The sequence below is a fragment of the Nocardia cerradoensis NBRC 101014 genome, from assembly GCF_000308535.1.
GTDB classification, from domain to species: domain Bacteria; phylum Actinomycetota; class Actinomycetes; order Mycobacteriales; family Mycobacteriaceae; genus Nocardia; species Nocardia cerradoensis.
Genome location: NZ_BAFW01000388.1, coordinates 118,877 through 131,618, shown reverse-complemented (window position 1 = coordinate 131,618; position 12,742 = coordinate 118,877). Strand labels below are relative to the sequence as shown.

The following is a 12,742-nucleotide window of genomic DNA, read 5'->3' as shown; positions in this document are numbered from 1 at the left end:
TGCCCAGGGCCACATACAGCTGCGGCGACACGGTCTTACCGGTCTGGCCGACCTGGAACTGGCCCGGGTAGTAGCCCGAGTCGACGGCGGCACGCGAGGCGCCGACCGCGGCACCCAGCGCGTCGGCCAGCGGCTCGACGACCTTGTGGAAGTTGTCCTCGCTGCCGACGCCGCGACCACCGGAGACCACGATGGTGGCCTCGGTGAGCTCCGGGCGGTCGCCACCGACGACGGGCTCGCGGGAGGTCACCTTGGTGACGCCCTCTTCCTGAGCCGGAACCTCGACGGTGACCTTCTCGCCGGCGCCGGCCTGCGGGGCCGCCTCGATCGCGCCCGGGCGCACCGAGATCACCGGCACGTCGCCGGTGGCCTTGGCGTCCACGGTGAACGCGCCACCGAAGATGGAGTGCACGGCGGTGCCGTCTTCCTTGACGTCGATGACGTCGACCAGCAGGCCCGAGCCGATGCGGGCGGCCAGGCGCCCCGACACCTCCTTGCCCTCGGCGGACGCGGCGACCAGCACGGCGGCCGGCGACGCCGACTCGACCAGACCGGCCAGCACGTCGACCTTCGGGGTGACCAGGAAGCCCTCGACGTCGTCGGACTCGGCGACGTAGATCTTCTCGGCACCGGCCGCGGTCAGCGCGTCGGCCAGCTTGTCGGCGGTGCCGGGCGCACCCAGCACGACCGCGGCCGGGGTGCCCAGCGTGCGGGCGGCGGTGAGGAGTTCGGTGGTGACCTTCTTGGGGGCACCTTCGGCGTGCTCGACGAGCACGAGTACTTCTGCCATGTTGCTTCTCCTGAAGTCTGTGGTGATTGCGCTCGGTGGGCTCAGATGATCTTCTGGCCGATGAGGTACTGCGCGACCTGGTTGCCGCCCTCGCCCTCGTCGACGACCTTCTCGCCCGCGGTGCGCGGCGGCTTCGGGGTGACACCGGAGACTGCGGTGCCGGCATTGCCCACGCCGACGGTCGACGGGTCGATGCCCAGGTCGGCCAGGGTGAACGTCTGCACTTCCTTCTTCTTCGCGGCCATGATGCCCTTGAAGGAGGGGAAGCGGGGTTCGTTGATCTTCTCGGTGACAGAGACGATGGCGGGCAGGTTCGCCTCGAGCTTGAACACGCCCTCGTCGGTCTCGCGCTCGCCGGAGATCTTGTCGCCGTCGACGGTCAGCTTGCGCAGGTGGGTGAGCTGCGGGATGCCCAGGTACTCGGCGATGATGGCCGGCACGGCGCCCGCGCGGCCGTCGGTGGCCTCGTTACCGGCGATGACGAGCTCGATGCCTTCGATCTGGCCCAGCGCACCGGCGAGCACCCACGCGGTCTGCACGGCGTCGGAGCCGTGGATGGCGTCGTCCTTGACGTGGATGGCCTTGTCGGCACCCATGGACAGCGCCTTGCGGATGGCCTCGGTGGCACGCTCGGGGCCCATGGCGAGGACGGTGACCTCGCCGCCCTGGGCTTCCTTGATCAGCAGAGCCTCTTCGACGGCACGCTCGTTGATCTCGTCCAGGATCGCGTCGGCGGCCTCCCGGTCGAGGGTGTAGTCACCATCGCTGAGCTTGCGCTCGGACCAGGTGTCGGGAACCTGCTTGATCAGTACGACGATGTTCGGCATTGGTCTTCGTCGACCTCCTGTTCTGGTGGCACGTGAGGTGGGGTCGCACGATCGGGTGGCCGTACGTCCACGTGAAAAGCTCCGTCACATCTAAAGCTCCGTCCGGGAGATTACCCTACATTAAGTTACTCACGGGTAACTTAGGGTGTGATGTTCTCCATGGCCGGTCCGGGCGCCGGTGTGATACAGGCAACCGCTAACGTCGATCCAATGAGTGAGGCTGTCGTCTCCCCGGTGAGCGGGGAGTCTGCCGGGGTGGAGTCGCTGCCACTGACCGGCGAACGGACCGTGCCGGGTATCGCGGAGGAGAACTACTGGTTCCGCCGACACGAGATCGTCTACGCGCGCCTGCTCGAACGCTGCGGCGGGGCAACGGTTCTGGAGGCGGGTTCCGGCGAGGGCTACGGCGCGAACATGATCGCCGACGTCGCCACCCGGGTGATCGGCCTCGACTACGACACCAGCGCGGTCGAACACGTGCGCGCGGCCTACCCCCGGGTCGAGATGATCCAGGGCAATCTCGCCGACCTGCCGCTCGACGACGCCTCGGTCGATGTCGTGGTGAACTTCCAGGTCATCGAACATCTCTGGGATCAAGGCCAATTCCTGCGTGAATGCCTGCGGGTGTTGCGTCCCGGCGGGCAGTTGCTGATCAGCACGCCGAACCGGATCACCTTCTCGCCCGGTCGCGATACGCCGTTGAACCCCTTCCACACTCGCGAGCTGAACGCCGCCGAACTTGCGGAACTGCTGGAGCAGGCGGGATTCCGTGTCGACGTGATGGCCGGTGTCCATCACGGTCCGGCGCTGGTCGCCCTCGACGAACAATGGGGCGGCTCGTTCATCGACGCGCAGATCGAACGGGCGCTGGCCGGTGAACCCTGGCCCGCCGAACTCACCGCGGCGGTGGCCGGGGTGCGCACCGACGATTTCGAGCTGCGCCCGGCGCCCGGATCGGTCGTCCCGGCGTGGGATCCGGATATCGACGCCAGCCTCGATCTGGTCGCCATCGCGGTGAAGCCGTGAGCGATTCGCGAGCGGTGCCGGGCCGGTTCAGCCTGGTCCTGCATTCCCATCTGCCCTGGCTGGTGCATCACGGACGCTGGCCGGTGGGTGAGGAGTGGCTGTATCAATCGTGGGCGGCGTCCTATCTGCCGGTGGCCCGGGTGCTGAGAACCCTTGCGGCAGAAGGTCGTTCGCATCTGCTCAGCTTCGGCATCACGCCGGTGCTGGCCGCGCAGCTGGACGATCCGCACGCCCTCGCGGCCATGCACCACTGGCTGGGGAACTGGCAGATGCGTGCCGACGAGGCATCGATGGCCGGCAAGCGCGAGCTGGGCGGCTACGAACACGCACTGGCCGCCGAGGCGCTCGCCGATTTCGAGCAGCGGTGGCGGCACGGCGGTTCGCCGGTGTGGCGGGAACTGATCGACGCCGAGGCGATCGAACTGCTGGGCGGTCCGCTGGCGCATCCGTTCCAGCCGCTGCTCGATTCGCGGCTGCGCGACTTCCAGTTGCGCGAAGGTCTGGCCGATGCGCGGCAGCGCTGGGGACACACCCCGGCGGGGATCTGGGCGCCGGAATGTGGCTTCACCCCGGGGATGGAACAGGGCTATGCCGCGGCAGGTGTGACGCATTTCATGGTCGACGGTCCGGCGCTGCGGGGCGACACCACCCTCGGCCGGCCCGTGTGGGACAGCGATGTGGTCGCGTTCGGACGGGATCTGCAGGTCAGCTACCGGGTATGGTCGCCGAAATCGGGCTACCCGGGCCAGGCCCACTACCGCGATTTCCACCACTACGACCACGAGACCGGCCTCAAACCCGCGCGCGTCACCGGTAAGCAGGTCGCCGGTCCGGACAAGGCGCCCTATGATCCCGCGGCCGCCACGGCGGCGATCGAACGCGATGTCGCCGATTTCGTGGCGACCGTGCGCGAACGGCTGATCACCGAATCCGAGCGGATCGGCCGGCCGGCGCTGGTGGTGGCGGCCTTCGACACCGAACTGTTCGGCCACTGGTGGCACGAGGGACCGCAGTGGCTGGAACAGGTGTTGCGCGCGCTGCCCGAGGCCGGCGTCACCGTCGGCACGCTGGCCGATGCGCGGGCGGACGGATTCGTCGGCGCACCGGTCGAGCTGGCCGATTCGTCGTGGGGGTCGGGTAAGGACTGGCGGGTGTGGGCCGGCGATCAGGTCCGCGACCTGGTCGACCTCAATGCCGAGATCGTGCGCGCGGCCCTGGACACGCTGGACAAGATGGCCGCACAGTCCGACGGGCTGCGTGATCCGGTCGCCGATCAGCTGCTGCGCGAGGTGATTCTGGCTGTCTCCAGCGACTGGGCGTTCATGGTCAGCAAGGACTCCGCGGCCGGCTACGCCCGCGATCGCGCGCATCAGCACGCACACGCCGTTCGCGAGATCGCCGCGGCCGTCACCGCGGGCCAACTCGCCAAAGCACGGCAGTTGGCGGCAGGATGGTACGCGGCCGACGGATTCTTCCCCGCTCTCGACGCGCGCCGACTCGACGCACGAGGTACGGACATCCCCGCAGTCGGTCACCGCTCGGCGGGAGCAACAGAAGGACCGGCATGAAGATCTTGATGGTGTCGTGGGAGTACCCACCGGTGGTTGTCGGTGGGCTCGGCCGGCACGTCCATCATCTGGCCGTCGAACTGGCGGCCGCCGGTCACGAGGTCGTCGTTCTGGCCCGCCGGCCGATGGGTACCGACGCCACGACGCATCCCACGCACACCTTCATCGAGGAACGGGTGCTGGTGGTCGCGGTCGCCGAGGATCCGCCCGCCTTCGACTTCGGCGAGGACATGCTCGCCTGGACCCTGGCCATGGGGCACGCGATGGTCCGGGCCGGTATCGCGCTGAGCAAACCGGGTATCGCCGAGGGCTGGACGCCGGATGTGGTGCACGCCCACGACTGGCTGGTCGCCCATTCGGCGATCGCCCTGGCCGAGTACTACGACGTCCCGCTCGTCTCCACCATCCACGCCACCGAGGCGGGCCGGCACAGCGGCTGGGTCTCGGGCCGGGTCAACAAGCAGGTCCACTCGGTCGAATGGTGGCTGGCCCGCGAATCCGACGCCCTCATCACCTGTTCGGCCTCGATGCAGGACGAGGTGGAGAAGCTCTACGGTCCCGAACTGGTGCCGGTGACGGTGATCCGCAACGGAATCGACGTGGGGGCGTGGACATTCCGCGATCGAGCGCCGCGGTCGGGCCCGCCGCGACTGCTGTATGTGGGCCGGCTCGAATACGAGAAGGGCGTCCAGGACGCCATCGCCGCACTGCCGCGCATCCGGCGCGCGCATCCGGGCGCCACGCTGACCATCGCGGGTGTGGGCACGCAGTTCGAATGGTTGCGTGAGCGCGCGCGGGTACACCGGGTGGCGCGGGCGGTGAATTTCGCCGGGCGCCTGGACCACGCGGAACTGCTGGGCTGGCTGCACGGCGCCGACGCGATCGTGCTGCCCAGTCGCTACGAGCCGTTCGGCATCGTCGCCCTGGAGGCCGCGGCGGCCGGAACGCCGCTGGTGACCTCCACCGCCGGCGGGCTCGGTGAACTGGTGATCGACGGCGTCACCGGGGCCTCGTTCGAACCGGCGGATGTGACCGGACTGGTCGAGGCGGTGACGGCCGTCCTCGACGATCCGATCGCGGCGCAGCAGCGCGCCTACGCGGCCCACGATCGGCTGACCGCCGATTTCGCCTGGGATGTGGTGGCGGCGGAGACGATTCAGGTCTACCAGGCCGCCAAGCGCCGGGTCCGCAATCCGCTGGGCCGCCCGGTGATCACCGAACGCCCACTGCCGGAACGGGATCCGAACAACCCGTTGTGATCGGCCGGGTCGCGGCGGCGGCAGCCGGGCGGCGGGGGCAGAATTTTCGGTATGGCTGTTCCGACGACTCGACTGCTGGTGCTGGCCCTGGTGCGGCTGCTGCAACCCGTGCACGGTTACGACGTGCGGCGTGAGCTGCTGTCCTGGCATGCCGACGAATGGGCCAACGTCAAACCCGGCTCGGTCTACGGTGCGCTGAACACCCTGCAGCGCGACGGGCTCATCGCCGTCGAGGGCGTGGGCCAGGACGGCGCGCGACCGGAACGGACCTCGTATCGGCTGACGTCGGAGGGGGAGAAGGTGCTCGCCGAGCTGATCCGGGAGGGTCTGTGGTCGGCCGAGCAGCCGAAACATCCGTATCACGCGGCAGTGGCGCTGTTCCCGTTCGCGCCCCGAGGCGACGTGATCGCGGCGTTGCGCAGCCGCATCCTGAAGTTCGAGGCCGATCTGGGCTACTACGAACGCGAGGAGCAGCGGATCTTGTCCGGCAGTGGCGATCCGACCGAGACCGAGCCGCATCACGTGGCCGACGCGATGGCGCTGGCCGCCGCGCACACCCGCGCCGACCTGGAGTGGTCGCGAAAAACCTTGCGGCGCATCGAGAACGGCGAGCTGGATGTCTGGCCCACGACGCCGGACGCCCTCTTCGAGCCTGCCCGGGAGCACGCCGATGCCGCAGATGATCAAGACTGAATAGTAAAGCTTGACTATTTGAGTCGTCGTTCCTACCGTGAGCGGTATGGAAACGACGGCTACCGTTCGTGACGGCACCCGCACCTCGGCGATCCGAGTGCGGGGGCTGGCACGGACGTTCACGACGAAAACAGGACCGGTGCGGGCCGTGAACGGCTTGGACTTCGAGGTCCGCGAAGGCGAGATCGTGGGACTGCTGGGTCCCAACGGCGCCGGTAAGACCACCACCCTGCGGATGATCGCGACGCTGCTCGCGCCGACCGCGGGCGAGGCGCAGATCGCCGACGCCGATCTGCGCCGGGCCCCGCGCGAGGTGCGCGCCCGCATCGGGTACGTCGCCCAGGGCGGTATGACCAACGACGAAGAACTGGTGATCGACCAATTGGTCCTGCAGGCAAGGCTTTTCGGGCTGGGCAAGGTGCAGGCCACCGAGAGCGCCGAACATCTGCTGCGGACGCTGGAACTCGACGGACTGGGTCGTCGCCGCTGCCGCGAACTGTCCGGCGGGCAGCGCCGCCGCGTCGACATCGCACTCGGCCTGGTGCATCGGCCTCGGCTGGTCTACCTGGACGAGCCGACCACCGGACTGGACCCGCAGAGCCGCGCGAACCTCTGGGATCACGTGCGGCGGTTGCGGTCGGAGGGCACGACGATCGTGCTCACCACGCACTATCTGGAGGAAGCCGACGCGCTCTGCGACCGGATCCTGGTCATGGACCACGGCGGCATCGTCGCCTCCGGTACCCCGGACGAGCTGAAACAGCGGATCTCCGGCGATGTGATCAGCCTCGACATCGCCGACGCACAAGCGGATCTCGCGATCGAGATCGCCGATTCGGTGCTGGAGTTGCGCTCGAAACTGCGTGCCGACGGACTGGTGCATCTGACGGTGGCGCGCGGCGATGCCGCCGTGGTGCCGCTGCTGCGCGCACTGGACGAGCACGGCATCGTGCCCGGTGCGCTGACCGTGAAACGACCGAGTCTCGACGACGTGTTCCTCACCGTCACCGGGCGTTCGCTGCGGGAGGGAAAATGAGTTTTCTGCGGGAGACCGGGCTGGTGTTCTGGTCGCAGCTGCGCACTCAGCTGCGCAATCCGGTGTGGGTGATCATCGGATTGAGTCAGCCCGTGCTGTACCTGGTGCTGTTCGGTCCGCTGGTGAAGGCGATCGCGCCCGCGCTGGGCGCCGATACCGACCCGTGGAAGGTGCTGACGCCGGCATTGGTGATTCAGGTCGGGCTGTTCGGGTCGATGTTCGCCGGGTTCGCGATGGTGCAGGAACTGCGGGCCGGCGTGATCGAACGGCAGCGCGTCACTCCGGCCCACCGTGGCGCACTGCTGGTGGGCCGGGTACTCAAGGATATGGTCGTGCTGATCGTGCAGGCGCTGGTCCTGGTCGCGGTCGCGATGGCGGCATTCTCGTTGCGCCCCAACGTTTTCGGACTGATCGCCTCGGTGCTGCTGATCTCGGTGATGGCGGCCGGGCTGTCCTCGGGGTCCTATGCGCTGGCGCTGTGGGCGCGTTCGGAGGACACCCTGGCATCGGTGCTGAACAGTGTGTCGGTGCCGCTGATGCTGCTGTCGGGCATCCTGCTGCCGATGAGCCTGGCGCCGCACTGGCTGCGGATCATCGCCGACGTCAATCCGTTCCAGCACACCGTCGAGGCCGCGCGCGCACTGTTCCGCGGTGACTTCGGGGTCACCGAGGTCTATCTGGGTACCGGCCTGACGGTGGCGGTCGCCGTCGCGCTGATGGTGGTCGGCGCTCGCAGCTTCGCCCGCGAGAACGCCTGAACCGCTGCTCGCCGCCGCCGCGCCGGTGCTCCGGCGCGGCGGTTTCGCCGCGAGTGGGCCAACTCGGGGGAACGACGCAGTGAACGTTCGGTGTGACGGGGATCTCGTTCACCGGACTGGCATTCGCTCGACACTCGAACGTCGCCGCCTCGCCGAATCGGACTGGCTTCATCGACACCATGACGCCAACGTCCGTGCTGAACCCGACCCGCACGACAGGCCCAGGGGTGGCGGCGCCACAGTACTCCCTGGTTGTGTCCTCCGATCTCGACCATCGCCGCGCGGCGCAGCGGCTGCGCTACCGGGTGTTCGCCGGCGAACCCGGATTCGACATTCCGTTCAGTGCCGACGGCCTGGACGCCGACCGGTTCGACGAGCACTGCGACCATCTGCTGGTCCGCGACGAGGCGTCCGGCGACTTCGTCGGCTGCTATCGGATGCTGCCGCCGGACAAGGTGCGCGCGGCCGGCGGGTACTACACGGCGACCGAATTCGATCTGAGCGCCATGGACCCCGAGGGTCGCCGTATCGTCGAAATGGGCCGCGCCTGCGTGGTTCCGGACCATCGCAACGGCTCGGTGCTGACGCTGATGTGGGCCGGAATCCTGCACTACATCCAGCTCACCGGTTACGACTGGGTGATGGGCTGCGTCTCGGTGCCGATGCGCGACACCCCCGCCGATCCGCCCGGCGCCAACGTGGCCGCGGTCCGGGATCTGTTGCTGAGCAAGCATGCAGGCGATCCGGCCCGCCGCGTGCGTCCCTACCGCCCGGTCGTGGTCGACGGCCGCGGTCTCGACGAACTGGACGCCCCGGCGCGGCCGAAACTTCCCCCGCTGCTGCGTGGTTACCTGCGCCTGGGCGCCGAGATCTGCGGCGAACCGGCCCACGACCCGGATTTCGGCGTCGCGGATTTCGTCGCCCTCCTGGGCCTGGAAACCATCAACACCCGCTACCTGGAACGCCTGCAGAGCGCCGCGGGAGCCATGGACGCTCGTGCGGCGGAAGGCACAGACGCCCGCGCATCGCAAACCGATGCCGCGCGGGCCCGTGATACCGGCGGAGGAACACGATGACCGAGACGACGGATTTACGAAGCGACGCAACTGTTCTCGAGCCTGCCACGTCGATACTCGACGAACGAGCCGCGGCGGATGCGGCAGCGGCGGATGCGCCGGTGGTCCATGCGTGGATGCCCGCGAGTCCGTGTGGGGCCGGCTGTGTGGCGGTACCCGACACCGCGGGTGCGGTGCGAAGTGTGGTGCGGGTGCTGGGCGTGGTGGGGTTGCTGGTGGCATTTCCGGTGGTCAACGTGGCGACTCCGCCCGCCCGCCGGACGGCGCTGCATCGGTGGTATGCGCGGGCGGCACTGCGTTGCTGCGGAATCGGATTGCGGGTTGTCGACGAGCGCGGTGCCGGCGCACAGGGCGCGGCAGTCGACACCCGCCCCTGTGAAGGTGACGGCGCCGCGGCGGATTCCGGTCACGGCCTGCTGGTGGTGGCCGGGCACGTCGGATGGGCCGATGTGCTGGCGTTGGCGGCGGTCTCGCCGATGGGTTTCGTGGCCCGCGGTGATCTGGTGTCGTGGCCCGTGCTGGGGCAGCTGGCCCGGCTCATGCGCGTGATCCCGATCGATCGGGAGCGGTTGCGGCAGTTGCCCGAGGTGATCGCGGCGATGTCGGCGCGGCTGGCGGCGGGGGAGCGAGTCGCCATGTTCCCCGAGGGCACCACCTGGTGTGGCCGGGCCCACGGCCGGCTGCGCCCCGCCCTGTTCCAGGCCGCGGTCGACACCGCCACGCCGGTACAGCCGATCCGGCTGCGCTATCTGGACCACACCGGCGAGACGTCGACGGTCCCCGGCTTCGTCGGCGTGGACACCTTCCTCGACTCGGCCCGCCGTGTTCTGCGCGCCAAGGGCGTCGTCGCCGAACTCGTCCTGCTGCCGATCGAGGAACCGGGCAGTGACCGCCACGACCTGGCCGAGCGCTGCGACCGCGCCATCCGCGGCCGCACCGAAGTGCGCATCGACGCCCACGCGACGGCCATCGGCACCGGCCCGACCCGCGAGATCGTCGTCGCCGACGCGACCTCCTGACCGCACCGAAAGATCGAGCGGCGCTCAGTCGTGCGGGATGAGGCGGTGGGCGGTCAGCACGATGTGGTCGACGCGACTGCGCAGGGCGGTGTTCTCGCCGTTGAGCCGGCGGAACTCGTGCACGAACTGCGCGGCCAGTTCCCGCAGCTTGGTGTTGGTCTCCTGGGAACGCCAGCTCAGCACCCGGAACGCCTGTTCGGGGCTGATGCCGTAGGCCAGCGTCAGCGCACCCTTGGCCTGTTCGATCACCGCGCGCGACTCGATCACCTCGGGCAGCACCTCCGAGAGCGCGTCGTTGCGCTCCCCGGCGATGGTCTCGGTGACGTCGACGAAATATCCGCTGGCCCCGACCACCGTGCCGTCGTCGTCGGTGAGCTGTTCGCCGACGACGATGATCTCGTGGGTCTCGCCGCCGGTGTCGACGATGCGGTGCTGACCGCAGATCGGCTCGCCGGTTTTCACCGAGACCGCGATGCTGGCCGCCAGTTCCTCCCGGTCGTCCGGGTGTTTGTGCGACATCAGCAGTTCGGTGGTGGGCTCGGTGTCGGCGCTCGGATACCCGTACATCTGCGCCGCTTCGTCCGACCATTCCCAGCGTTGATCGGCGAACCAGAATCGGAACCAGCCGACATGATCGCAAGGTTGTGTGCCGAGCACGCTCGTCAAGGGGTCGAGCGGCGCGATGCGCGGCGACTGTTCCGTACTCACCTTCACAGTATCCGCCGTGTTGCGGTCGGTTGTTACACCAGGTCGGACGGGATGTGACGTGCCCCGCGCGCGTTATCTGTTTGGTATGAGGGTTTCGGGGCATCTTTGTGTCGGTACGCAGGACATCCAACTCGAGAGGACCGGGACAGTCGTGGTTGCGTTGCTCATGGTGATCGGCTCGGTATCACTGATCGTCATCGCGGTGCATGCGGCGGTGGTCGCGGTGTGGACGGCGAAATTGCGCCTTCGGCGCACCGCTGCCGCCCTGCGCGAGGCGGCGCCTCTCGTAGCGAAAACCGTTGTACATCAGCCTCTTCTCCGGCCTCGTGCCGGTGCCGACGCGACGTCCTGATCGTGGCCTGCCTCCCGGTGCGCGCAGCGTGTTCGGCCGGGGTCCGATAGGATCGGCAAGCCTCACGGTCGAAAAACGGGCCGCTGAGCAAGTCGGCGTGCGCTCGGGCCGCCACTTCGTTGATCGGAGGCAGCATTGTCGAAGCGTGCCGTCCCAGGCACGGTTGCTGTTCCCTCGTCGCGGTCCGATGCAGCCGGTGCGCTGCGGGCCGACACCGTGCGCATTCGTCGCATCGACGGCGATCCGCGCCCCCGCACGGTCGCGGTGACGGAACAGACCCCGCGGTTTCGCGATGTATCCAGCCGTTCCGCGGGCCACTCGTCCGAGGGTCCGAATTCCGCGTCCGTTCGAGACGAGAACCGCGGCTCCACCGTGCGGCCACCCCTCGACGGTGTCACGCCGCTGGGCACCTCGTCGCCGCTCGGGCAGACGATTCTGCTCGTCGAGGACGACCCCGGTGATGCCCTGCTGGTCGAGGAACTCGTCGCCGACGGTGCCCCCGGCGTGCGCCTGGAACATGTGCGCTCACTCGCCGAAGCGGGTGCGTGGCTGGCCGCGGGCCTGCCCGACTGTGTGCTGCTCGATCTGAACCTGCCCGACTCCCACGGCTTGGACGCGCTCGCCCAACTGCGGGAATACACCGATCAGGTCGCGGTCGTGGTGATGACCGGCCTGGACGAGGAACAGACCGGACTGGCCGCGATGGCGGCCGGTGCGCAGGACTATCTGGTGAAGGGCCGGGTCGAGCCGGAATGGTTCGGCCGGGCCGTGCGCTACGCGATCCAGCGCAAACAGGCCGAGCGCACCACCGCCGCGTTGCGCGCGAGCACCATGCGCGCCCAGGAGAACGCGCGCCTGGAACGCGGGCTGCTCCCCAAGCCGCTGCTGCGCGGTACGCCGATCGTCGATGTGGTCTCGCGGTATCGCCCCGGTCGCGCGCATTCGCTGCTCGGCGGCGATTTCTACGACGTCGTCCAGGAGGAGGACGGCACGGTGCACGCGCTGATCGGCGATGTGGCCGGCCACGGCCCGGACGAGGCCGCGATCGGCGTGGGCCTGCGATTGGCCTGGCGCACACTGGTATTCAGCGGCATCACCGGACCACGTCAGCTGCAACTGCTGGAGGAGGTGCTGGTCGCCGAGCGCACCGGCCCCCAGACGTTCGCCACGCTCACCACGCTCTACGCACCGCCCGGCCGAGGCGCCGTCGAGGTGATCCGGGCCGGTCACCCCGGCATGCTCGTCCACTCGCCGACCGGTACCGAATGGCTGGAGGTGCCGGGCGGACCGGCCCTGGGCTTCATGCCGGGCCGCGCGGACTGGCCGGTCACCGAGGTGACCGTGCCCGCCGGTACCGGGTTGGTGCTGTTCACCGACGGCCTGTTCGAGGTGCGCACCGGCACGGGTGACTGGCTCGGTGAGGACGGCCTGCTGGCGATGGCGAAGGGCGTGTCGGTCGACCAGCCCGCACGCTATCTCGACGAATTGCTGGGTCAGGTGGAATCCGCGGCCGCCCCGGCCGGAGGACTCGACGACGATCTGGCGATCGTCTATCTGCGCTGGCACGGGGGTGAGCGGACCCGGTGAACGACGTCCGACACCGCGAGGGGATCGTCGGCCGGCTCACCGC

12 protein-coding genes are annotated in these 12,742 nt (G+C 69.0%); 9 read left to right on the top strand and 3 right to left on the bottom strand.

The genetic code is table 11. The features are described from left to right. Window positions 1–790 (bottom strand): electron transfer flavoprotein subunit alpha/FixB family protein (locus ON23_RS35650; RefSeq protein ID WP_039784292.1); only part of this gene is annotated, 790 nt, incomplete at its 3' end. Window positions 791–831: 41 nt separating this feature from the next. Beyond that, window positions 832–1,617 (bottom strand): electron transfer flavoprotein subunit beta/FixA family protein, encoded by a 786-nt coding sequence (locus ON23_RS35645; RefSeq protein ID WP_030515697.1) that lies wholly within the window; start codon window positions 1,615–1,617, stop codon window positions 832–834. 210 nt (window positions 1,618–1,827) lie between these two features. Between ON23_RS35645 and ON23_RS35640 the strand changes: the two genes are divergently transcribed. From ON23_RS35640 to ON23_RS35605, 8 genes are all read left to right on the top strand, one after another. After that, window positions 1,828–2,643 carry a class I SAM-dependent methyltransferase gene (locus ON23_RS35640; protein WP_039784291.1) on the top strand — a complete coding sequence of 272 codons (816 nt, stop codon included), beginning with the start codon at window positions 1,828–1,830 and terminating at the stop codon, window positions 2,641–2,643. Then, on the top strand, window positions 2,640–4,211 hold the full coding sequence (locus ON23_RS35635; protein ID WP_051043814.1) for a 1,4-alpha-glucan branching protein domain-containing protein: 1,572 nt from the start codon (window positions 2,640–2,642) through the stop codon (window positions 4,209–4,211). Before ON23_RS35640 ends, ON23_RS35635 begins: the two co-directional genes overlap by 4 nt. Then, window positions 4,208–5,470: a glycosyltransferase family 4 protein gene (locus tag ON23_RS35630; RefSeq protein ID WP_036504044.1), complete on the top strand. Its 1,263-nt coding sequence runs from the start codon at window positions 4,208–4,210 to the stop codon at window positions 5,468–5,470. The genes ON23_RS35635 and ON23_RS35630 overlap by 4 nt, the downstream gene beginning before the upstream one ends. Before the next feature lie 51 nt (window positions 5,471–5,521). Next, the gene (locus tag ON23_RS36445) at window positions 5,522–6,163 is read left to right on the top strand and encodes a PadR family transcriptional regulator (RefSeq protein ID WP_051043813.1); all 642 of its coding nucleotides are present in this window, start codon (window positions 5,522–5,524) and stop codon (window positions 6,161–6,163) included. 46 nt (window positions 6,164–6,209) lie between these two features. Then, a complete protein-coding gene (locus ON23_RS35620) occupies window positions 6,210–7,199 on the top strand; it encodes an ABC transporter ATP-binding protein (RefSeq protein WP_051043812.1) in 990 nt (329 codons plus the stop codon). Next, window positions 7,196–7,957 carry an ABC transporter permease gene (locus ON23_RS35615; RefSeq protein ID WP_039784289.1) on the top strand — a complete coding sequence of 254 codons (762 nt, stop codon included), beginning with the start codon at window positions 7,196–7,198 and terminating at the stop codon, window positions 7,955–7,957. Before ON23_RS35620 ends, ON23_RS35615 begins: the two co-directional genes overlap by 4 nt. Before the next feature lie 179 nt (window positions 7,958–8,136). Continuing rightward, complete coding sequence (locus tag ON23_RS35610; protein WP_083904461.1) at window positions 8,137–9,033, top strand: GNAT family N-acetyltransferase; 897 nt, start codon at window positions 8,137–8,139, stop codon at window positions 9,031–9,033. After that, window positions 9,030–10,052 (top strand): lysophospholipid acyltransferase family protein, encoded by a 1,023-nt coding sequence (locus ON23_RS35605; RefSeq protein WP_244969794.1) that lies wholly within the window; start codon window positions 9,030–9,032, stop codon window positions 10,050–10,052. Before ON23_RS35610 ends, ON23_RS35605 begins: the two co-directional genes overlap by 4 nt. Before the next feature lie 24 nt (window positions 10,053–10,076). Here the strand turns inward: ON23_RS35605 and ON23_RS35600 are convergent, their stop codons facing one another. After that, entirely contained in the window at window positions 10,077–10,760 is a 684-nt protein-coding gene (locus ON23_RS35600; RefSeq protein ID WP_223273440.1) for a PAS and ANTAR domain-containing protein, read from the bottom strand. 724 nt (window positions 10,761–11,484) lie between these two features. On the opposite strand from ON23_RS35600, the gene ON23_RS35590 reads away from it, so the two are divergent. After that, entirely contained in the window at window positions 11,485–12,699 is a 1,215-nt protein-coding gene (locus ON23_RS35590) for a PP2C family protein-serine/threonine phosphatase (protein ID WP_245556294.1), read from the top strand. The last annotated feature ends 43 nt before the right edge of the window (window positions 12,700–12,742 follow it).